Annotated in this window: 15 protein-coding genes and 1 pseudogene; 11 read left to right on the top strand and 5 right to left on the bottom strand. The window is 70.8% G+C overall.

The annotated features are described in order from the left end of the window. Positions 1-94: 94 nt before the first annotated feature. Positions 95-2,551: an endopeptidase La gene (lon, locus tag P3T34_RS25095; protein ID WP_280668296.1), complete on the bottom strand. Its 2,457-nt coding sequence runs from the start codon at positions 2,549-2,551 to the stop codon at positions 95-97. Positions 2,552-2,682: 131 nt separating this feature from the next. Further along, a complete protein-coding gene (locus P3T34_RS25090; protein ID WP_280668295.1) occupies positions 2,683-3,510 on the bottom strand; it encodes a rhomboid-like protein in 828 nt (275 codons plus the stop codon). Between the two features lie 530 nt (positions 3,511-4,040). Here P3T34_RS25090 and P3T34_RS25085 point away from each other — a divergent pair. The 6 genes and pseudogenes from P3T34_RS25085 to P3T34_RS25060 all read left to right on the top strand — a co-directional run bounded on the left by P3T34_RS25085 (position 4,041) and on the right by P3T34_RS25060 (position 12,555). Further along, complete coding sequence (locus P3T34_RS25085; protein ID WP_280668294.1) at positions 4,041-4,772, top strand: response regulator transcription factor; 732 nt, start codon at positions 4,041-4,043, stop codon at positions 4,770-4,772. Positions 4,773-4,895: 123 nt separating this feature from the next. Continuing rightward, positions 4,896-5,990, top strand: coding sequence for an ATP-binding protein (locus P3T34_RS25080; protein ID WP_280672373.1), 1,095 nt, complete (start codon positions 4,896-4,898; stop codon positions 5,988-5,990). A gap of 388 nt (positions 5,991-6,378) precedes the next feature. Next, a pseudogene (locus tag P3T34_RS25075) lies at positions 6,379-10,147 on the top strand (multifunctional oxoglutarate decarboxylase/oxoglutarate dehydrogenase thiamine pyrophosphate-binding subunit/dihydrolipoyllysine-residue succinyltransferase subunit). Between the two features lie 102 nt (positions 10,148-10,249). Continuing rightward, a complete protein-coding gene (locus P3T34_RS25070; RefSeq protein ID WP_280668293.1) occupies positions 10,250-10,429 on the top strand; it encodes a DUF6104 family protein in 180 nt (59 codons plus the stop codon). A 204-nt stretch (positions 10,430-10,633) separates the two neighbouring features. Continuing rightward, positions 10,634-11,545, top strand: coding sequence for a DUF4097 family beta strand repeat-containing protein (locus tag P3T34_RS25065; RefSeq protein ID WP_280668292.1), 912 nt, complete (start codon positions 10,634-10,636; stop codon positions 11,543-11,545). Then, a complete protein-coding gene (locus P3T34_RS25060) occupies positions 11,542-12,555 on the top strand; it encodes a PadR family transcriptional regulator (protein WP_280668291.1) in 1,014 nt (337 codons plus the stop codon). Before P3T34_RS25065 ends, P3T34_RS25060 begins: the two co-directional genes overlap by 4 nt. A 52-nt stretch (positions 12,556-12,607) precedes the next feature. On the opposite strand, the gene P3T34_RS25055 is transcribed toward P3T34_RS25060, so the two are convergent. Then, positions 12,608-13,570, bottom strand: coding sequence for a zinc-binding dehydrogenase (locus tag P3T34_RS25055; RefSeq protein WP_280668290.1), 963 nt, complete (start codon positions 13,568-13,570; stop codon positions 12,608-12,610). A 100-nt stretch (positions 13,571-13,670) separates the two neighbouring features. Further along, a complete protein-coding gene (locus P3T34_RS25050; protein ID WP_280668289.1) occupies positions 13,671-14,867 on the bottom strand; it encodes an NADP-dependent malic enzyme in 1,197 nt (398 codons plus the stop codon). A gap of 692 nt (positions 14,868-15,559) precedes the next feature. On the opposite strand from P3T34_RS25050, the gene P3T34_RS25045 reads away from it, so the two are divergent. The 5 genes from P3T34_RS25045 (at position 15,560) to P3T34_RS25025 (ending at position 20,181) form a co-directional block, all read left to right on the top strand. Next, positions 15,560-16,456 carry an ABC transporter substrate-binding protein gene (locus P3T34_RS25045; protein WP_280668288.1) on the top strand — a complete coding sequence of 299 codons (897 nt, stop codon included), beginning with the start codon at positions 15,560-15,562 and terminating at the stop codon, positions 16,454-16,456. Between the two features lie 270 nt (positions 16,457-16,726). Next, positions 16,727-17,659 carry an ABC transporter substrate-binding protein gene (locus tag P3T34_RS25040; protein ID WP_280668287.1) on the top strand — a complete coding sequence of 311 codons (933 nt, stop codon included), beginning with the start codon at positions 16,727-16,729 and terminating at the stop codon, positions 17,657-17,659. Between the two features lie 38 nt (positions 17,660-17,697). Continuing rightward, complete coding sequence (locus P3T34_RS25035; RefSeq protein WP_280668286.1) at positions 17,698-18,672, top strand: amino acid ABC transporter permease; 975 nt, start codon at positions 17,698-17,700, stop codon at positions 18,670-18,672. A gap of 53 nt (positions 18,673-18,725) precedes the next feature. Then, positions 18,726-19,478, top strand: a complete 753-nt coding sequence (locus P3T34_RS25030) for an amino acid ABC transporter ATP-binding protein (protein ID WP_280672371.1) — start codon at positions 18,726-18,728, stop codon at positions 19,476-19,478. 109 nt (positions 19,479-19,587) lie between these two features. After that, positions 19,588-20,181, top strand: a complete 594-nt coding sequence (locus P3T34_RS25025) for a CGNR zinc finger domain-containing protein (RefSeq protein WP_280668285.1) — start codon at positions 19,588-19,590, stop codon at positions 20,179-20,181. Here the strand turns inward: P3T34_RS25025 and sodX are convergent. Next, a complete protein-coding gene (gene sodX / locus P3T34_RS25020; protein ID WP_280672369.1) occupies positions 20,165-20,557 on the bottom strand; it encodes a nickel-type superoxide dismutase maturation protease in 393 nt (130 codons plus the stop codon). The two genes, P3T34_RS25025 and sodX, sit on opposite strands and share 17 nt — an antisense overlap. Positions 20,558-20,588 lie beyond the last annotated feature (31 nt).

The following is a 20,588-nucleotide window of genomic DNA, read 5'->3' as shown; positions in this document are numbered from 1 at the left end:
AACTCCGCGCCTTTGATATCAACTTCGATGGTAATCGATATCAGTGGCCGTTTGGGAGCGTGACTCCGCCTCACGCTCCCAACGGCTGACTCCCCTACGCGGCCTTGACCAGGACGTCCGCCGGCTCCAGGGCGAGGCGCAGGACCTCGCGGACGTCGGCGACCGGGTGGACGGTGAGGCGGGCGAGGACCTCGGCGGGGACGTCGTCGAGGTCGGGCTCGTTGCGCTTGGGGATGATCACCGTGGTGACCCCGGCGCGGTCGGCGGCCAGGAGCTTCTGCTTCACCCCGCCGATCGGCAGCACCCGGCCGGTCAGCGAGACCTCCCCGGTCATCGCCACGTCGGTGCGCACCCTGCGGCCGGAGAGCAGTGAGGCGAGCGCGGTGGTCATGGTGACGCCGGCGCTCGGGCCGTCCTTGGGGACGGCGCCGGCGGGGACGTGCAGGTGGACGCCGCGATCGCGCAGGTCGGTGACCGGGAGCTCCAGTTCGGCGCCGCGCGAGCGCAGGAAGGAGAGCGCGATGTGCGCGGACTCCTTCATCACGTCGCCCAGCTGCCCGGTCAGGGTCAGTCCGGTGCCGCCCGTCTCGGGGTCGGCCAGCGAGGCCTCGATATAGAGGACGTCGCCGCCAGCGCCCGTGACGGCCAGGCCGGTCGCCACACCCGGGGTCGCGGTGCGCCGCTCGGCCGGGGCCTGGGCGGACTCCGGGGTGTGGTGCGGGCGGCCGATCAGCTCGCGCAGGTCGCCCGCGCCGACCGCCACCGGCAGCTCGTGCTCACCCAGCTCGGCCCGGGCGGCGACCTTGCGCAGGATCCGCGCCACCGCTCGCTCCAGGTTCCGCACGCCCGCCTCCCGGGTGTACTCCCCTGCCAGGCTGCGCAGCGCGTCCTCCGCCACCGTGACGTCGTCCGTGGTCAGCCCGGCCCGCTCCAGCTGGCGCGGCAGCAGGTGGTCGCGGGCGATCACGACCTTCTCGTCCTCGGTGTAGCCGTCCAGGCGGACCAGCTCCATCCGGTCGAGCAGCGGCTCGGGGATGGCCTCCAGCACGTTGGCGGTGGCCAGGAAGACCACGTCGGAGAGGTCGAGCTCGACCTCCAGGTAGTGGTCGCGGAAGGTGTGGTTCTGCGCCGGGTCCAGCACCTCGAGCAGGGCGGCGGCCGGGTCGCCGCGGTAGTCCGAGCCGACCTTGTCGATCTCGTCGAGCAGCACCACCGGGTTCATCGACCCGGCCTCCTTGATGGCCCGCACGATCCGGCCGGGCAGCGCGCCGACGTAGGTGCGCCGGTGACCGCGGATCTCCGCCTCGTCCCGCACGCCGCCGAGCGCGACCCGGACGAAGTCGCGGCCCATCGCCCGCGCGACGGACTCGCCGAGCGAGGTCTTGCCGACCCCGGGCGGCCCGACCAGCGCCAGCACCGCGCCTCCGCCCGCCCGTCGCCCACCACCACCCTTACCGGAGGCGCTGCGCGCCGCCCCTTCCTTTCCGCCCACCGAGCCGAGCCCCTGGTCGGCCCGCCGCTTGCGGACGGCCAGGTACTCCACGATCCGGTCCTTCACGTCGGACAGCCCGGAGTGGTCGGCGTCCAGCACGGCGCGCGCGCCGGCGATGTCGTAGGTGTCCTCGCTGCGCTTGTTCCACGGCAGTTCGAGCACGGTGTCCAGCCAGGTGCGGATCCAGCTGCCCTCGGGCGACTGGTCGGAGGAGCGCTCCAGCTTGTCGACCTCCTTCAGGGCGGCCTCGCGCACCTTCTCGGGCAGCTCGGCGGCCTCCACCCGGGCGCGGTAGTCACCCTCCTCGTCGGCCGGGTCGCCGTTCAGCTCGGCCAGCTCCTTGCGGACGGCCTCCAGCTGGCGGCGCAGCAGGAACTCCTTCTGCTGCTTGGCGACGCCCTCCTCGACGTCCTTGCGGATGGTGTCGTTGACCTCCTCCTCCGCGAGGTGGTCACGCATCAGCCCGAGCGCGTACTCCAGGCGGGCCACCTGGTCCGCCTCCAGCAGGACCTTGAGCTTCTGTTCGGCCGTCGCGAAGGGCGCGTAGCCGATGTTGTCGGCGAGCTCGCCGACGCCCTCGATCTGCGCGACCCGGTCGACGATCTGCCAGGCGCCGCGCTTGCGCAGCCACTGGGTGGACAGCGCCTTGTACTCCTTGACCAGCTCGGCGGCCCGCCCGGCCACCGGCAGCCCGGCGTCGGACTCGCGGAAGACGCTGGTCTCCACCCAGAGGGCGGCGCCCGGCCCGGTCGTCCCGGCGCCGATCCGCACCCGGCGGACGGCCCGGACCAGCGCGGCCGGATCCCCGTCGGCCAGCCGGCCGACCTGCTCGACGGTGGCCAGCGTGCCGACCGACGCGTACGAGCCGTCCAGCCGGGGCACCAGCAGGAGCTGCGGCTTGCCCGCCTCCCCCGGCCCCCGGACGGCGGCTCTGGCCGCCTCGACCGCGGCGCGCACCTCGGTGTCGGACAGGTCCAGCGGCACCACCATGCCGGGCAGTACCACCTCGTCGTCGAGCGGCAGCACGGGCAGGGTGAGCGGAGTGGACGTCGATGCCATGATCTCTCCCCAGTCAGCGAAGTTGAGTCGCATGGACTAAGGCTTCAGCGCATAGGAATGTTCCCAGCGTCCTGTTCGCCCTGAGCGATCACGGAAGAACAGCAGGTGAGAGGGGTGCCAAGCAGCGCGCGCTACGCCCGGTCGAGCACCGGCTGGGCCTGCGGCTGCGGCTGCGACGGCGACTGCGGCCGGCGCCTGGGCAGCGCCCGCGCGGCGAGCCGCCGAGCACCCCCGCGCCAACTGCCCGGCGGGCGCCGCAGCGGGCCCCAGAGCGCCATGCCGGTCAGCAGCGCGGTCGGGTGCCCTATCGCGGTGATCAGATCCCCGTCGGAGGTGATCTGGTGCACGATCAGCGCGACCGACCCGGCCAGCGCGAGGTAGCGGGCACGGGCCGGCAGCAGCCCGGCGAGCGCGCCGAGGCTGGCCAGCACGCCGTAGCTGACGCCGATGTCCAGCACGTCCAGCTCGCCGGCGCCCATCCGCCCGGTGGCCACCGCGATGGCCACCACCGACTGGGAGAGCAGCGTCCCGACCACGTGCCCGGCCGCGAAGACCCCGAAGGCGCGCAGCGAGCCGACCCGGCGCTCCAGCGGGGCGACGGTGAAGGCGAAGGCCCAGAGGTAGGGCATCCAGATCGGCCCGGCCACCCAGAGCCCGCTCATCAGCAGCGAGCGCAGCGGCGTGTGGATCAGGTTGTGGCCGTCGGTGCTCGACATCGCCTGCAGCTGGTGCACCAGCTGCGGGTCGCCGAACTGGGCGAAGACCGTCGTTGCGGCCAACACGACCAGGTAGCCGAGCGCGAAGGGGTTGCGGCGCGGGGTGGGCATCCGGTCAAGGACCCAGTACAGCGGGCCGGCCCGCAGGCCGAAGCGCAGACCCGCGTACGGAGCGGCGGCGCGAAGGCCGGCGTGCGGCGCCGTCGCGTCGAGCCGCGCGGTGAGCTGCCGTGGGTGCGCCATGACCGCCTCCGTTCCTTCGTCGGCCGATCCGGCTCGGGTGGCCGCCGGGCCATCGCTCCGGGTGCACACCGGGCTGTCAGAGCCGGGTTTGCGACAACGGTACGACGTCCATGTGAGAGTCCCGTGAGGAACGGGATCACCTGTGCATTACGGCAGTTCACGCCTTGGTCCGTACCAGTGGGTAGGAAGCCGGGCGGCGACACTCAGCTTCGAGTCTGTCATCCCGTTTGTGCATACACACCGTTACTAATGTGCGATTCCGACCGGTAAGGTATCGGCCCGGGCCCGTCCCGGAAGCATGGATACCGGTCGACCGTCCGGAAATCCGCAGTGCTCCGTTCGGGGCCCAGCTCGGTCCGTACGCTGCGAAGTGTGCGCGCGGGGCCGGTGGTTGGGAAGCCGCCGGACCGGCCGAGGCGGGCCGTGCCCGGGGCGACAGCCCGGTACAGCAAGCGACGGAACAAGACTACGAGCGGCGCCCGCCATTCCACGGATGGCCGGCCCGCAGCCCTGGGGGCGGTGGCGTGACCGTGACAGAGATTCAGCAGGACACCGGCAGCAACGGTGTGATTGCCCAGCGACGCGTGCTCGTGGTGGAGGACGAACCCACCATCGCGGAGTCCATCGCAGCGCGATTGGGCGCAGAGGGCTTCAAGGTCGCCGTGGCGCACGACGGGCCCGGCGCGGTGGACGGTTTCCACACCTGGCAGCCCGACCTCGTGGTGCTCGACATCATGCTGCCCGGCTTCGACGGCCTGGAGGTGTGCCGCCGGATCCAGGCCCAGCGGCCCGTCCCGGTGCTGATGCTGACCGCCCGCGACGACGAGACGGACCTACTGGTCGGGCTCGGCGTCGGCGCGGACGACTATATGACCAAGCCGTTCTCGATGCGCGAGCTGGCGGCCCGGGTGAACGTGCTGCTGCGCAGAGTCGAGCGGGCCCAGCAGGCGGCCCGGATCCCGGCACTCGGCTCGCTGCGCTTCGGCGAACTGGAGATCGACCACGTGCAGCGCCGGGTCCGGCTGGCCTCGGGCGACGTCCACCTGACGCCGACCGAGTTCGACCTGCTGGCCTGCCTGGCCGCCCAGCCGCGCGCGGTGCTGACCCGCGAGCAGCTGCTCTCCGAGGTCTGGGACTGGACGGACGCCTCGGGCACCCGCACGGTCGACAGCCACGTCAAGGCGCTGCGCCGCAAGATCGGCGCGACCTGGATCCGGACGGTGCACGGCGTCGGTTACGCGCTGGAGGCGCCCGCGTCCTAGCACGCGTCGCGGTACCTCACGGGGGAGGTCACGGGGGCAGAGATCGTTGGGACCACAGCGCTGATGAACGCCGCACCACCGGCTCACACCGAGCCCGACGCACCACCGTGCCGACCGCTGCCGATGCGCGCCGCCCTGCGGATCTGGCAGGTCGTCCGCCCGCTCGATCCGGTGCGCTCGATCAAGGGCAAGCTGACCGTGCTGGTCGTGGTCTGCGTGGTGCTGGCCAGCGGCATGGTGGTGATCGCCGTGCGCTCGGAGACCCAGATCCGGGTGATCATGGCGTTCTCGATGATCGCCTCTCTGCTCCTGATGCAACTGCTGGCGCACAGCCTGACCGCCCCGCTGCGCGAGATGACGGTGGCCGCCCGGGCGATGGCCGGCGGCGACTACAGCCGCCGGGTCAGGGTCGCCTCGCGGGACGAGGTCGGCGAGCTGGCCACCACCTTCAACCGGATGGCGGCCGACCTGGAGGCCGCCGACCGGCACCGCCGCGAGCTGGTGGCGAACGTCTCGCACGAGCTGCGCACCCCGATCGCCGCCCTGCAGGCGGTGCTGGAGAACGTGGTGGACGGCGTGGTGCGCCCCGATCCGGCCACCCTGGGCGCGGCCCTGGAGCAGACCGAACGGCTCGGCCGGCTGGTCACCCACCTGCTGGACCTCTCCAAGCTGGACGGCGGCGTGGTGCCACTGGACACCCGCGAGTTCCAGGTCGAGCCGTTCCTGGCCGGCGTACTGCGCGGGCTGACGGTGGACGGCGCGACGGCCGGCGGGGCCTGGAGCAGACGCGGCGACGTCACCCTGCGGCTGGACGTCCAGCCCGGCGGGCTCACCGGCGTGGCCGACCCCGAGCGCCTGCACCAGGTGGTGGCCAACCTGGTGGACAACGCCTGCAAGCACTCCCCCCCGGGCGGCGTGGTGACCGTACGGGCGCGCGCCGGCCAGGGGCCGCACGGCCTGGTGCTGGAGGTCGAGGACCAGGGCCCGGGCATCCCCGCCCAGTACCGCACCCGGGTCTTCGACCGGTTCAGCCGGGCCGGCTCGCCGACCGCCCAGGGCCCGGGCAGCGACGGCGGTACCGGCCTGGGCCTGGCCATCGCGCGCTGGGCGGTCGATCTGCACGGCGGCCAGATCGAGGTGGCGGACGGTTCGCAGGGCTGCCTGATCCATGTCTCACTGCCCGGAACGACCCCGGTGGTGCGTCGCCCGCGGCTGTGAATCCGGTGCGAGTTCGCTGTGAGTTCGGATGCCCCCGATGCGGGCCAGGACCGGGCTCCACGGCGGGCTTCGGACAGATTCTGTCCAACTCGGACTGTTCTGTCACAAAACTGGGACAAAGCGGTAGTCGACAGTCACATAGTGCTCACATCGAGCCAAAACGGCCCCGATATGCCCAACTCTGTCCCATTTTGGCCGACCGGCCGGAACCGGCCATTTCCCCATCTGAGCGACTTTCTAACGCTCAGTTCCAGCCAATGTGGCCGACGGCACTGTGATCTGGACGACGCCTACCCCTCGGGGACTGCGCGATCACTGGTCAGGGGCGTAGCCTTAATCCCCGCTGTCCAAACATCCCAAAAGGAAGCGGAAGAGGGCGGTTGCCGCCGTGTCGCCACACCCTGAAACCCCCAGCTCGGCCCCACGCACTACGACGGAGCCCACTGGCTTCGGCCCCAATGAGTGGCTCGTCGACGAGATCTACCAGCAGTACCTCCAGGATCCCAACTCGGTCGACCGAGCCTGGTGGGACTTTTTCGCCGACTACAAGCCCGGTACCGAGGTGACCCCAGTGACCCAGGCCGCGACCCAGGTCGGCCCCACGCCGACCACCGTTGCCGCCCCTGCCCCTGCTGCCGTTCCGGCGGCGCCTGCACCCGTCGCCGCCCCGGCAGCCGCAGCCCCCGTGGCCGCGCCTGTCGCCGCCGCGCCGCTGGCAGCCGCCCCCGCCGCGCCGCCGGCCCCCAAGGCCGTCGTGCAGGCAGCAGCAGCCGCTCCCGCAGCCGAGACGACCGGCCCCGAGTTGGTCCCGCTGCGCGGGCCCGCCAAGGCCGTCGCGACCAACATGGACGCGTCGCTCGAGGTGCCCACCGCCACCAGCGTCCGTGCCGTGCCGGCCAAGTTGCTGATCGACAACCGGATTGTCATCAACAACCACCTGCAGCGCGCCCGCGGCGGCAAGGTCTCCTTCACCCACCTGATCGGCTACGCGCTGGTGCAGGCCCTGAAGGCGACGCCGGGGATGAACCACAGCTACACCGTCAAGGACGGCAAGTCCTTCCTGGTGAAGCCGGACCACATCAACCTCGGTCTGGCCATCGACCTGGTGAAGCCGAACGGTGACCGCCAGCTGGTCGTCGCGGCCATCAAGAAGGCCGAGACGCTCGACTTCCACGGCTTCTGGCAGGCCTACGAGGACATCGTCCGCAAGGCCCGCTCGAACAAGCTGACGATGGACGACTTCACCGGGGTCACGGTCTCGCTGACCAACCCCGGCGGCATCGGCACCGTGCACTCCGTGCCGCGCCTGATGCAGGGCCAGGGCACCATCCTCGGTGTCGGCGCGATGGAGTACCCGGCCGAGTTCCAGGGCTCCAACCCGGAGACGCTGGCCCGGCTGGGCGTCTCCAAGATCATGACGCTGACCTCGACCTATGACCACCGGGTCATCCAGGGTGCGGCCTCCGGCGAGTTCCTGCGCTCGATCCACCAGCTGCTGCTGGGCGAGCACGGCTTCTACGACGAGGTCTTCGAGTCGCTGCGGATCCCGTACGAGCCGGTCCGCTGGGCCACCGACGTCGCCACCACCCACGAGGACGAGGTCAACAAGACCGCCCGGGTGATGGAGCTGATCCACAGCTACCGCGTGCGCGGCCACCTGATGGCCGACACCGACCCGCTGGAGTACAGCCAGCGCAAGCACCCCGACCTGGACGTCGTGGAGCACGGCCTGACGCTCTGGGACCTGGAGCGCGAGTTCGCGGTCGGCGGCTTCGGCGGCCACAAGATGATGAAGCTGCGCGACATCCTCGGGCTGCTGCGCAACACCTACTGCCGCACGGTCGGCATCGAGTACATGCACATCCAGGACCCCAAGCAGCGCAAGTGGCTGCAGGAGCGCCTGGAGAAGCCGTACACCAAGCCCGAGCGCGAGGAGCAGCTGCGCATCCTGCGCCGGCTGAACTCGGCGGAGGCCTTCGAGACCTTCCTGCAGACCAAGTACGTCGGCCAGAAGCGCTTCTCGCTGGAGGGCGGTGAGTCGCTGATCCCGCTGCTGGACGCGACCATCGACGCCGCCGCCGAGCACCGCCTGGACGAGGCCGTGATCGGGATGGCCCACCGCGGCCGCCTCAACGTGCTGGCCAACATCGTCGGCAAGCCGTACGCCAAGATCTTCGGCGAGTTCGAGGGCAACCTCGACCCGAAGTCGATGCACGGCTCCGGCGACGTCAAGTACCACCTGGGCTCCGACGGCACCTTCACCGGCCTGGACGGCGAGACCATCAAGGTGTCGCTGGCCGCCAACCCGTCCCACCTGGAGACGGTCGACCCGGTCGTCGAGGGCATCGTCCGCGCCAAGCAGGACATCCTGGACCAGGGCGGCACGACCTTCCCGGTGCTGCCGATCCAGATCCACGGCGACGCGGCCTTCGCGGGGCAGGGCGTGGTGGCGGAGACGCTGAACATGTCCCAGCTGCGCGGCTACCGCACCGGCGGCACGATCCACCTGGTGGTCAACAACCAGGTCGGCTTCACCGCCGCGCCGGCCTCCTCGCGCTCGTCGATGTACTGCACCGACGTGGCCCGCATGATCGAGGCGCCGATCTTCCACGTGAACGGCGACGACCCGGAGGCCGTGGTCCGCGTCGCGCGGCTCGCCTTCGAGTTCCGTCAGGCGTTCCACAAGGACGTCGTGATCGACCTCATCTGCTACCGCCGCCGCGGTCACAACGAGGCCGACAACCCCTCGTTCACGCAGCCGCTGATGTACGACCTGATCGAGAAGAAGCGCTCGGTGCGCAAGCTCTACACCGAGGGTCTGATCGGCCGTGGCGACATCACCATGGAAGAGGCGGAGTCCGCGCTCCAGGACTTCCAGGGCCAGCTGGAGAAGGTCTTCGCGGAGGTTCGCGACGCGGCCGGCAACCAGCAGGGCGTCCCGGCCGGCAAGCCGGTCGCCGACTTCCCGGTCTCGATCCAGACGGGCATCTCCGACGAGATGGTCAAGCGGATCGCCGCCTCGCAGGTCAACCTGCCGGACTGGCTGACCGTGCACCCGCGCCTGCTGCCCGCAGCTGCAGCGCCGCGCCGCCTCGATCGAGGACGGCACCATCGACTGGGCCACCGGCGAGACCCTCGCCATCGGCTCGCTGCTGATGGAGGGCCACCCGGTCCGGCTCGCCGGCCAGGACAGCCGCCGCGGCACCTTCGGCCAGCGCCACGCGGTGCTGATCGACCGGGTCACCGGCGAGGACTACACCCCGCTGCTGTACCTGACCGAGGACCAGGCCCGCTACACCGTCTACGACAGCCTGCTGTCGGAGTACGCGGCGATGGGCTTCGAGTACGGCTACTCGCTGACCCGGCCCAACGCGCTGGTGATGTGGGAGGCGCAGTTCGGTGACTTCGTCAACGGCGCGCAGACCATCGTCGACGAGTACATCGCCTCCGCCGAGCAGAAGTGGGGCCAGCACTCCGGCGTCACCCTGCTGCTGCCGCACGGCTACGAGGGCCAGGGACCGGACCACTCGTCCGCCCGTCCCGAGCGCTTCCTGGCGCTGTGCGCGCAGAACAACATGACGGTCGCCATGCCGACCCTGCCGTCGAACTACTTCCACCTGCTGCGCTGGCAGGCGCACAACCCGCACCACAAGCCGCTGGTCGTCTTCACCCCGAAGTCGATGCTGCGTCTCAAGGCGGCGGCGAGCAACGCGACGGAGTTCACCTCGGGCTCGTTCCGTCCGGTGATCGGTGACAGCACCGTGAACCCGGCCGACGTGCGCAAGGTCGTCATCACGGCCGGCAAGTTCTACTACGACGTCGAGGCGGCCCGCACCGAGCGCGGCGTCACCGACACGGCGATCGTCCGGGTCGAGCGGCTCTACCCGCTGCCGGCCGCCGAGCTCCAGGAGGAGCTGGGCCGGTACGGCGAGGACGTCCAGTTCATCTGGGCGCAGGAGGAGCCGGCCAACCAGGGTGCCTGGCCGTTCATCGCGATGAACCTGGTCGACCACCTGGACGTCGTGGTCGGCCGCAAGGCAGCGGCCGGCCGGCTGCGCCGCGTCGCCCGCACGGCCTCCTCGGCCCCCGCGGTCGGCTCGGCCAAGCGGCACGCCGCCGAGCAGCAGGCGCTGATCGAGGAGATCTTCAGCCTCTGACCAGCTCTGCCGAGCGGTTCAGCACGTACCGTCGGGTCCGGTCTCCTCGGAGGCCGGGCCCGACGGCCTTTCCCACCCCCCATTTCCCCTGCGGAGCACACCGTGTACTTCACCGACCGCGGCATCGAGGAGCTCGAGAGCCGGCGTGGCGAGGAGGAGGTCACCTTCGAGTGGCTGGCCGAGCGCCTGCGCGAGTTCGTCGACCTCAACCCGGACTTCGAGATCCCCGTCGAGCGGCTGGCCACCTGGCTGGCCCGGCTGGACGACGAGGACGAGGAGTAGGGCGGGCCACGCGCACGCCGGCACATGCGAAGGGTCCGGGAGGCAGCCGCCTCCCGGACCCTTCGCATGTCATTGCGCAGTGAACGCTTGACTTCAGCGCCACGCGATATATCGTGTTACTGGGAACACGCGATACATCGCGATCCGCCGGATCGTCGCTCTTCCAGCGTACGACCACGGCGACTCAACGGGAGGACGAACACCATGACGCAGTGGACGATCAGCACAGCTGACAAGATCGTCATCGAGGAGCCGGTCACCGATCTGCATGTGCGGATCGTCGGCGGCGCGGTCAACGTGGTCGCGGCCGAGGGCCCGGCCCGCCTGGAGGTCACCGAGCTGGAGGGCGAGCCCCTGCAGGTCACGCTGGCCGAGGGCGTCCTGACCGTCAGCTATGCCAACCTCGACTGGAACGACTTCGGCGACAAGCTCAAGTCGGTCGAGTCGGTCAAGCACTTCCTGTCCGGGCTGCGCCGCAAGCGCCGCGCCGTGGTGTCGCTGACCGTGCCGGCCTCGACCACCGTCAAGGTCGGCACCGTCACCGCCGAGGCCACCGTCTCCGGCATCCACGGCGGCACCTCCGTCTACGGAGTCGAGGGCGACACCACGCTGGTCGAGCTGGACGGCCGCACCGAGGCCAAGACCGTCTCCGGCAACATCGACGCCCAGGCGGTCGCCGGCGAGCTGCGGGTCAACACCGTCAACGGCGAGCTGACCGTGGTCTCCGGCACCGCCGCCACGCTGCGCGCCAAGAGCATCAGCGGCGGCGTCACGCTCGACCTGAACGGCACGACCCCGGCCGACGTCAAGATCACCACGGTCAACGGCGACGTCGTGGTCCGGCTCCCCCAGCCCGCCGACACCACCGTCGAGGCCGGCAGCACCAACGGCCGATTCTCCAGCGCCTTCGACGAGTTGACGCTGGGTGGGACGTGGGGCTCCAAGAAGCTCAGCGGCAAGCTCGGGGAGGGCACCGGCCGGCTCCAGGTCACCACGGTCTCCGGCGCGATCTCGCTGCTGAGCCGCCCCGAGCCGCAGGACGAGGGGCCGCGCCTGGTCAAGGAGCTGCCCGCCACCCCGGCCGACGCCGTCACCCCCGAGGGAGACCAGGCATGAGCGCCGTCTTCGCCCACGGCCGGCTGCGGCTCTACCTGTTGAAGCTGCTCGACGAGTCGCCCCGGCACGGCTACGAGGTGATCCGCCTCCTTGAGGAGCGCTTCCACGGCCTCTACGCGCCCTCCGCCGGCACCGTCTACCCGCGGCTCGCCAAGCTGGAGCAGGAGGGCCTGGTCGAGCACTCCACCGAGGGCGGCCGCAAGGTCTACCGGATCACCGAGGCCGGCCGCACCGAACTGACGGCCCGCCAGGACGACTTGGCGGAGCTGGAGGTGGAGATCCGCGACTCGGTGGCCCAACTGGCCGGCGCCATCCGCGAGGACGTCCGGGACTCCGCCAAGGACCTGCGGGACGAGCTGCGCAACGCCGCCAAGAACGCCGCCCGGGCGACCGAGCAGAGCGCCCCGAGCGCCGACGCACCGCCCGGCGCCCCGTGGGGTGACAAGTCCTGGCAGCGCACCCGCGAGGAGTTCGCCGAGTTCAAGGCCCAGGCCAAGCGGGCCAAGGAGCAGGAGCGGGCCGCCAAGGAGCAGACCAAGCGCGCCAAGGAGGAGGCCCGCAAGGCCCGCGAGCAGTCGCAGGCCGTTCGGCAGGCCGCGCAGCAGGAGGCGCTGCGGATCAAGCGCCGGGTCGAGCAGCAGGTGCGCGAGCACGCCGCCAAGGGCGACTGGCCCGCCGGGCTGGCCGAGGGGTTCTCCGAGCTGACCAGGGGCCTGGCCGGGCTGGCCGACTCCGCGCGCTGGGGCACCTCGGGTGCGGCGACCGACGCCCCGAAGGTCACGGTCACCCGGGTCGACCTGGAGAAGGACGCACCCACCGACCTCCCCGGCTGGGCCGGCACCGACCCGAGCGGCGACCCGGGTCGGGAGCTGGAGCGCCTGCTGGACCGCTTCCGCGACCAGATCCGCGACACCGCCCGGGATGCGGGCAGCGTCGACGACGATCAGCTCGCCAAGGCCCAGGCAGTGCTGGTCTCGGCCGGCGAGCGGCTGCGCACCCTGCTGGGCTGACGTACCACCGGTAAGACTGAGCGGGTGCCCGTCGGGCACCCGCTCAGCGCGTTCACGGCGTCAGGACGACCTTGCCGAAGACGTCGCCCTTGGCCAACCGGGCGAAGCCGTCCCGCGCCTCGGCCAGCGGCAGCACCGAGTCGATCACCGGCCGGACACCGCCGTGCGCGCAGAGCGCCAGCAGCCCGGCCAGCTCCTCCTTGCTGCCCATGGTGGAGCCGACGACCTTCAGCTCCAGGAAGAAGATCCGGTTCAGCTCCGCGGCCTTCGGGCTCGGGCCCGAGGTCGCGCCGGAGATCACGATCGTGCCACCCGGCCGCAGCGACTTCACCGAGTGCGACCAGGTCGCCGCCCCGACCGTCTCCATGACCGCGTCCACCCGCTCGGGCAGCCGCGCCCCGCTCTCGAACGCCGCGTCGGCGCCCAGCTGCACGGCCCGCGCGCGCTTGGCCTCGTCCCGTCCGGTGACCCAGACCCGCAGGCCGGCCGCCTTGCCCAGGACGATCAGCGCGGTGGCCACCCCGCCGCCGGCGCCCTGCACCAGGACGGTGTCACCGGGCTTGGTCCCGGAGTTGCTGAAGAGCATCCGGTAGGCGGTCAGCCAGGCCGTCGGCAGGCAGGCGGCCTGCTCGAAGGAGAGTTCGGCGGGCTTGGGCAGCAGGTTCCAGGTCGGCACCGCCACCCGCTCGGCGAAGGTGCCCTGGTAGCGCTCGGTGAGGATCGAGCGCGGCTCGTCCGGGCCGACCCCGTGACCGCTCTGGCCGATCACCGAGTGGATGACCACCTCGTTGCCGTGCTCGTCGACCCCGGCCGCGTCGCAGCCCAGGATCATCGGCAGCCGCTCGGCGGGCAGCCCGACCCCGCGCAGCGACCAGAGGTCGTGGTGGTTGAGGGTGGCGGCCTTGACGGTCACCACGCTCCAGCCGGGCCGGGCCTGCGGCTCCGGGAGCTCGCCCAGTTCCAGGGCGCTCAAAGGGTTCTCGGCGTCGATACGTGCGGCATAGGCGGCGAACATGTCCCGGACACTAGCGCCGGACGGCCAGGGCCCGGAACCACGCGCGGGTGTGACCTCCACCGCGTGTCCCGGGCCCGGAGCAGTTCCCGCTGCCGCCGCGTCAGCGGCGGGCGACGCCCTCACGGCGGGCCGCCTCGGCGACCGCCTTGGTGACGGCGGGGGCCACCCGCGGGTCGAACGGCGAGGGGATCACCCGCTGGGCCGTCAGCTCGTCGGCCACCAGGTCGGCCAGCGCCTCGGCGGCGGCCAGCTTCATGCCCTCGGTGATCCGCGAGGCCCGCACCTGGAGCGCGCCGGCGAAGATGCCGGGGAAGGCCAGCACGTTGTTGATCTGGTTCGGGAAGTCGGAGCGCCCGGTCGCCACCACGGCGGCGTACTTGTGCGCGACCTCGGGGTGGATCTCCGGGGTGGGGTTGGCCATCGCGAAGATGAAGCAGTCCTTGGCCATCTTCGCCACCGCCTCCTCCGGCACGGTGCCGCCGGAGACGCCGATGAAGACGTCCGCGCCCTCCAGCGCCTCGGCCAGCGAGCCCTTGAGGCCGGTCTTGTTGGTGAGCTCGGCGATCTCGGCCTTGACGTCCGTCAGGTCGCCACGGCCCTGGTAGACCACGCCGCGCCGGTCGCAGACCGCGACATCGCCGATACCGGCCGCGACCAGCATCTTGGCGATCGCGATCCCAGCCGCGCCCGCACCGGAGATGACGGCCCGCAGCTCGCCGATCCCGCGGCCGGTCAGCTTGGCGGCGTTCCAGAGCGCCGCGGTGGAGACGATCGCGGTGCCGTGCTGGTCGTCGTGGAAGACCGGGATGTCCAGGGCCTCCTGGAGCCGGCGCTCGATCTCGAAGCAGCGCGGGGCGGAGATGTCCTCCAGGTTGACGCCGCCGAAGGACGGCGCGAGCCGCACGACGGTCTCCACGATCTCGTCCACGCCCGTGCAGGCCAGCGCGATCGGCACCGCGTCGACGCCGCCGAACTGCTTGAACAGGATCGCCTTGCCCTCCATCACGGGCAGTGACGCCTCCGGGCCGATGTCGCCCAGGCCCAGCACCGCGGTGCCGTCGGTGACCACCGCGACCGTGTTGGCCTTCCAGGTGTAGTCGTTGACCAGCTCGGGCTGCTCGGCGATCGCCGTGCAGACCCGGGCGACACCAGGGGTGTAGGCCAGGGACAGATCGTCCGCGTCGCGCACGGGCACCGTGGCGCGCACCTCCATCTTGCCGCCGCGGTGAAGCGCGAACACGGCGTCGACGGGGTCGTCGGTGTCCTGAGTACGAGGGTGAATGATCTCCGCTGCCACGATGATGACCTCTTCGTCATGATCAGCGAGGACGCGCGGACCGACAGGCGCTCGACCTCCCCGGGGGATGCTGAAATCCCGGGTCCGCCGCAGCGGGACCCGGACTCGGGAGTGTCGGGGCGCTGCCGTCGGACGAGCGCCCTCGGATGAGGGTTTTAGGTGTTCTGCACTGTGCATCCGGGCTGAGCCTAGGCCCGAGAAAAGACACCGCACCTGTGCCTTAGTTCCTCGTCACGCACTGTTCACCCCGTGAATGACACCACCTGGAACTCGAGCTTCGGAAGAACTCGAAGAACCGGCATCTTCACACGGCGATTCAATACGCACACCCGCGGGGGGTGAACAGCAGACGCGGAGGGGAGCTGGTGCCTCGGCTACGGAGTCGACGTCATCGGCTTCCGGTCCTGCGCACCCCGGATCTGTCGCGATCCGGCGGTCTGTGTTCGGTATCGGGGATCACCCGATAGCAGATTCTGACACACCCGGCCCCCGGTCCGGCAGGCCGGGATGGGAGGATCCCTTTCCCGCCCCCTGCGGCGGACCTCGCACGACCGGCCGCACACCCTCTCCCCGCGGCCCTCCAGGGCAAACGTCCGAGGTCCGCGCTGCACACCCCAGCAGCCCACCCGCGGCGGACTCTCCCTCTCCTTCCCCCCTCAGGAACGAGTTCAGCCATGCCCTACAACACCCTCATGCCCGCAACCCCCGTCCTCGCGGTAGGCCTGGGCAGCCTGCTGCTGGCCGGGTGCGGCAGCACCACCGGTGCCGCCGCCGACCCGGGGGCCGCCCTGCGCACCCAGCTGCCCAAGGCGGTCCGCTCAGCCGGCGTCCTCAAGATCGGCTCCAACCTCAACTACGCCCCCGTCGACTTCAAGGACACCAACGCGGCCCCGGCCGGTCTCGACCCCGACCTGGCCAATGCGCTCGGCAGTTACCTGGGACTCAAGGTCCAGTTCGTGGACATGTCGTTCGACAAGCTGATTCCGGCCGTCCAGTCCGGCCAGGTCGACCTGGCGATGTCCGCCGTGATCGACACCCAGGAGCGCCAGACCGGCGCCGACGACAACGGCAAGCAGGTCAACCCGGGCGTCGACTTCGTGGACTACTTCGAGACCGGCACCACGATCCTGGCGAAGACCGGCAACCCGCTGGGCATCACCACCCTGGACAACCTCTGCGGGCACACCATCGCCCTGCAGGGCGGCACCATCCAGGCCGAGATAGCGGCCCGTCAGCAGACCGCCTGCGGCCGCGCCGGCAAACCGCTGCAGGTCGACCTGTTCGCCACCGACGACCAGGCCCTCGCCGAGGTCTCCTCCGGCACCGCGGTCGCCGACCTGAACGACTACCCGGTGGCCGCCTACAACACCGACCCCAGCCGGGGCGGCGGCCAGTTCCAGGTGACCGGCTCGATCCTGCAGCCCAGCCCCTACGGCATCACCGTCAACAAGTCCGACCCGGAGCTGCGCGACGTGCTGTCCAAGGCGCTCACCGAGCTGATCCGCGACGGCGACTACGACAAGATCCTGACCAAGTGGAACATCCCTGGGGGAGCCGTCGCGGACGCCCAGGTCAACGGCGGTTTCTAGCAGCAGGGCCCCCGCCCGGACGCATCACCGGGCGGGGGCCCGACTCCAGTGAGAACCTGTCAAAAGAGTGCGTGCGAGGGGTGATCTCCTCCGGTAATCGGACGATCTAACTCCTCGTTACGCATTTTTGATCTGACTGATGGTCCGTTCAACAGTTCGGTGATGGCAGGATTCCCCCACCACCTCGGCGGAGGGTGGCCCCACCCACCAGCACGTCCGGTCCCCACGCGGCACGATCCGCCCCACCCTCTCCCACAGGAGGCTCGTTCCATGAGCGCCCGTATCCCCCGCACCCGGCTGCTCCAGGTGGCGACGGTTCTCGCCATCGGCTCGCTGGCCCTCACCGGCTGCAGCAGTAGCAGCAAGAGCAGCGGAAGCAGCAGCACCGGCTCCTCCAGCTCGGCGCTGCCCACCCCCACCGCCGTGGCGTCGCTGGCCGCGCTGGTCCCGGCCGACATCAAGTCGAGCGGCAAGCTGGTGGTCGCCTCGGACGCCTCGTACGCCCCCAACGAGTTCAAGGACGCCCAGGGCAACCTGGTCGGCATGGACGTCGACCTGGCGAACGCGATCGCGAAGACCCTCGGGCTGACCGCCAACGTCCAGAACGCCGACTTCACCTCGATCATCCCCGGCATCACGGCGAACAAGTACCAGCTGGGCATGAGCTCGTTCACGGACACCAAGGACCGCGAGGCCACGGTCGACATGGTGACCTACTTCTCGGCCGGCACCAGCGCCGCCGTGAAGTCGGGCAACCCCGACAACATCGACCCGAACAACCTGTGCGGCAAGAAGGTCGCGGTGCAGACCGGCACCACCCAGGCCGACGAGATCAAGAACGTCCTGAACCCCGCCTGCGTCAAGGCCGGCAAGCCGACCATCCCGAACGACGGCGACAAGTTCGACCTGCAGACGGACGTCACCCAGGCGCTGGTCGCCGGGCGCGACCAGGTCATGCTCGCCGACTCGCCGGTCGTGGACTACGCGATCCAGCAGACCAACGGCCAGCTGCAGAAGCTCGGCGGCACCACGGACACCGCCCCCTACGGCATCGTGGTCGCCAAGAACTCGCCGCTCACCAAGGCCGTCCAGGGCGCTGTCGAGTCGCTGATGGCGGACGGCACCTACAAGGCGATCCTCACCAAGTGGGGCGTCGAGGCCGGTGCCATCAACACCTCGGTGATCAACGGCGCCACCAGCTGACCGCGCGTTCCTGAACTCTTCTCCTCCGAGGCCTCACTGTGAACCCAAACGATCAGGGGCCGGTGCAGCCGGGACGGCCCGAGACCATCAAGGCCGTCCCGGTCCGCCACCCCGGCCGCTGGGCCGGATCCGTCGTCGTCGCGATCCTGGCGGCGATGCTGATCCACGCCCTGCTCTTCAACAAAGCCATCGAGTGGCACGTCGTCGGCAAGTACCTGTTCGACTCCACCATCATGAACGGCCTGGTCACCACACTTGAGCTGACCGCGCTCGCCATGCTGATGGGCGTGGTCGGCGGGGTCATCCTGGCGATCATGCGGCTGTCGCCCAACCCGCTGCTGTCCGGGACCGCCTGGTTCTACATCTGGGTGTTCCGCGGCACTCCGGTGCTGGTCCAGCTGCTGTTCTGGGAGTTCATGGGCTCGCTCTGGCCGAAGCTGTCGATCGGTATCCCGTTCGGCACCGAGTTCTGGTCCGGGTCCACCAACACGCTGATCCCGGTCTTCACCGCGGCGCTGCTCGGCCTCGGCCTCAACGAGGCCGCCTACATGGCGGAGATCGTCCGCGGCGGCATCCAGTCCGTCGCGGTGGGCCAGACCGAGGCCGCGCACGCGCTGGGCATGAGCCAGACCAGGACCATGCGGCGGATCATCCTGCCGCAGGCGATGCGGGTGATCATCCCGCCGACCGGCAACGAGACCATCTCGATGCTGAAGACCACCTCGCTGGCATACTCGATCTCACTGGTCGAGTTGCTGGGAGCGGCGCACGACATCTACTCGCGGACCTTCCAGACCATCCCGCTGCTGATCGTGGCGAGCATCTGGTACCTGTTCATGACCTCGATCCTGACGGTCGTCCAGTACTACATCGAACGGCACTACGCCCGGGGCGCCAACCGGATCCTGCCGCCGACCCCGCTGCAGCGCCTGCGCGGCCTGTTCAAGGGCCGGTCACCACGGACCACCACGCCGGACGTCGTCCCGGGTCTCGAAGGAGGCGGTCACCTGTGAGCGACCCGACCAAGTCCTCGACCGACCGGACGCCGGGCCCGCAGGCCACCGCGATGGTCAAGGCCGAGCGGGTACACAAGTCGTACGGCCTGATCGAGGTCCTCAAGGGCATCGACCTGGAGGTCCGCCAGGGCGAGGTGTTCGTCCTGGTCGGCCCGTCCGGCTCCGGCAAGTCCACCTTCCTGCGCTGCATCAACCACCTGGAGAAGATCAACGCCGGCCGGCTCTACGTCGACGGCGAGCTGGTCGGCTACCGGCAGAAGGGCGACCGGCTGCACGAGCTGCGGGACAGCGAGGTCGCGCTGAAGCGGCGCGACATCGGCATGGTGTTCCAGCACTTCAACCTCTTCCCGCACATGACCGCGCTGGAGAACGTGATCGAGGCGCCGGTCCAGGTCCGGGGCGAGAGCAAGGCCAGTGCCAAGGCGCGCGGCACGGCCCTGCTGGAGCGGGTCGGCCTGGCCGACAAGGCGGCCAGCTACCCCTCCCAGCTCTCCGGCGGCCAGCAGCAGCGGGTGGCGATCGCCCGCGCGCTGGCCATGGAGCCGAAGCTGATGCTCTTCGACGAGCCCACCTCGGCGCTCGACCCGGAGCTGGTCGGCGAGGTGCTGGACGTCATGCGCGGGCTGGCCCAGGACGGCATGACGATGATCGTGGTCACCCACGAGATGGGCTTCGCCCGCGAGGTCGGTGACGCGCTGGTCTTCATGGACGGCGGCGTGGTGGTCGAGGCCGGCCACCCGCGCGACGTGCTCGCCAACCCCCAGCACGAGCGCACCAAGGCCTTCCTCTCCAAGGTCCTCTGAACGCGCTGACCCCGAAGGCGCCGGTCCCCGTGGCCGGCGCCTTCGCTATTCCCCCGCCAGGTAATAGGCTGAAGGCTGCTTGCCCGTTACCACTCTCGGAGGGACCGCCGTGGAGCTCGCCGCGTACGCCGACTACGCCGTTCGGCTGGTGAACAGCGAGGAGCCGGAACGCGGCACCGACGCCCTGGTCTCCGTCGAGGCGGTGCGCTCGCTCTTCGCCAGCAGCGACTCGCGCGGCGCCCGGCTGGCCGACGAGTCCGACCTGCCCCGGCTGCGCGCCGTGCGCACCAGGCTGCGTGCCGTCTTCACCGCCGCCGCGCAGGGCGACGAGGTGCGCGGGGTCGACCTGCTCAACAGCCTGCTGGTGGAGTACCCGGTCAGCCCGCTGGTGGCCGGCCATGACCACCTGGACGCCGGCGGCCGCCCGCGCTGGCATCTGCACCTGGCCGACAACGCGCCGACCGCGGCGGCCAACTTCAGCGCCGTCGCCTGCATGGGCCTGGCCATCCACCTCACCGAGCTGGGTGCCGACCGGCTGGGCATCTGCCAGGCCGCCCCCTGCCGCAACGCCTACCTGGACACCTCCACCAACCGCTCCCGCCGCTACTGCTCCGACCGCTGCGCCACCCGCGCCAACGTCGCCGCCTACCGCGCCCGCAAGCGCCAGGAGGCGGCGGCCGCCGGGCTCACAGCTCAGGGCTGAGCCGGTGGAAGACGCCGAGGCGGGTGGCCAGGCCTGGGACGCGGGAGAGCGGCGGGCGGCACAGCAGGCGCTCCAGCCAGCCGGCGGGGGCCAGCCAGACGGGACGGGGGCGCAGGCGCAGCAGCACGCGGCCGAGCACCAGCTCCGGGGGGACGGCGCCGTATTCACGGCTGTCGCTCTCGATGAACTGATTGTCGGAGAGCAACCACCAACCGCCCGAACGGCGTTCGGTGGCCCGCTTGACCACCAGCAGGTCCTGCCGCAGCGGGTGGCGGGCCAGCACCACCGCGCCGGGCCGCAGCCGGGCGCCGTAGCGGACCACCAGCTGGTCGCCGTGCAGCAGGGTCGGGACCATCGAGGGTCCGGCCACCGTCATCAGACCGAACGGCAGCAGACCGCCGCCGACC

It is taken from the genome of Kitasatospora sp. MAP12-44 (assembly GCF_029892095.1).
Taxonomy (GTDB): Bacteria; Actinomycetota; Actinomycetes; order Streptomycetales; family Streptomycetaceae; genus Kitasatospora.
Note: the sequence above shows the minus strand (reverse complement) of the source record. Positions and strands in the feature narration are given on the sequence as shown.

Excerpts from the sequence above, each read along its gene's own strand:
- lon (WP_280668296.1), bottom strand. The coding sequence starts at position 2,551 with ATGGCATCGACGTCCACTCCGCTCACCCTGCCCGTGCTGCCGCTCGAC.
- P3T34_RS25090 (WP_280668295.1), bottom strand. The coding sequence starts at position 3,510 with ATGGCGCACCCACGGCAGCTCACCGCGCGGCTCGACGCGACGGCGCCG.
- P3T34_RS25080 (WP_280672373.1), top strand. The coding sequence starts at position 4,896 with ATGCGCGCCGCCCTGCGGATCTGGCAGGTCGTCCGCCCGCTCGATCCG.
- P3T34_RS25065 (WP_280668292.1), top strand. The coding sequence starts at position 10,634 with ATGACGCAGTGGACGATCAGCACAGCTGACAAGATCGTCATCGAGGAG.
- P3T34_RS25060 (WP_280668291.1), top strand. The coding sequence starts at position 11,542 with ATGAGCGCCGTCTTCGCCCACGGCCGGCTGCGGCTCTACCTGTTGAAG.
- P3T34_RS25055 (WP_280668290.1), bottom strand. The coding sequence starts at position 13,570 with ATGTTCGCCGCCTATGCCGCACGTATCGACGCCGAGAACCCTTTGAGC.
- P3T34_RS25045 (WP_280668288.1), top strand. The coding sequence starts at position 15,560 with ATGCCCGCAACCCCCGTCCTCGCGGTAGGCCTGGGCAGCCTGCTGCTG.
- P3T34_RS25040 (WP_280668287.1), top strand. The coding sequence starts at position 16,727 with ATGAGCGCCCGTATCCCCCGCACCCGGCTGCTCCAGGTGGCGACGGTT.
- P3T34_RS25030 (WP_280672371.1), top strand. The coding sequence starts at position 18,726 with ATGGTCAAGGCCGAGCGGGTACACAAGTCGTACGGCCTGATCGAGGTC.
- sodX (WP_280672369.1), bottom strand. The coding sequence starts at position 20,557 with ATGACGGTGGCCGGACCCTCGATGGTCCCGACCCTGCTGCACGGCGAC.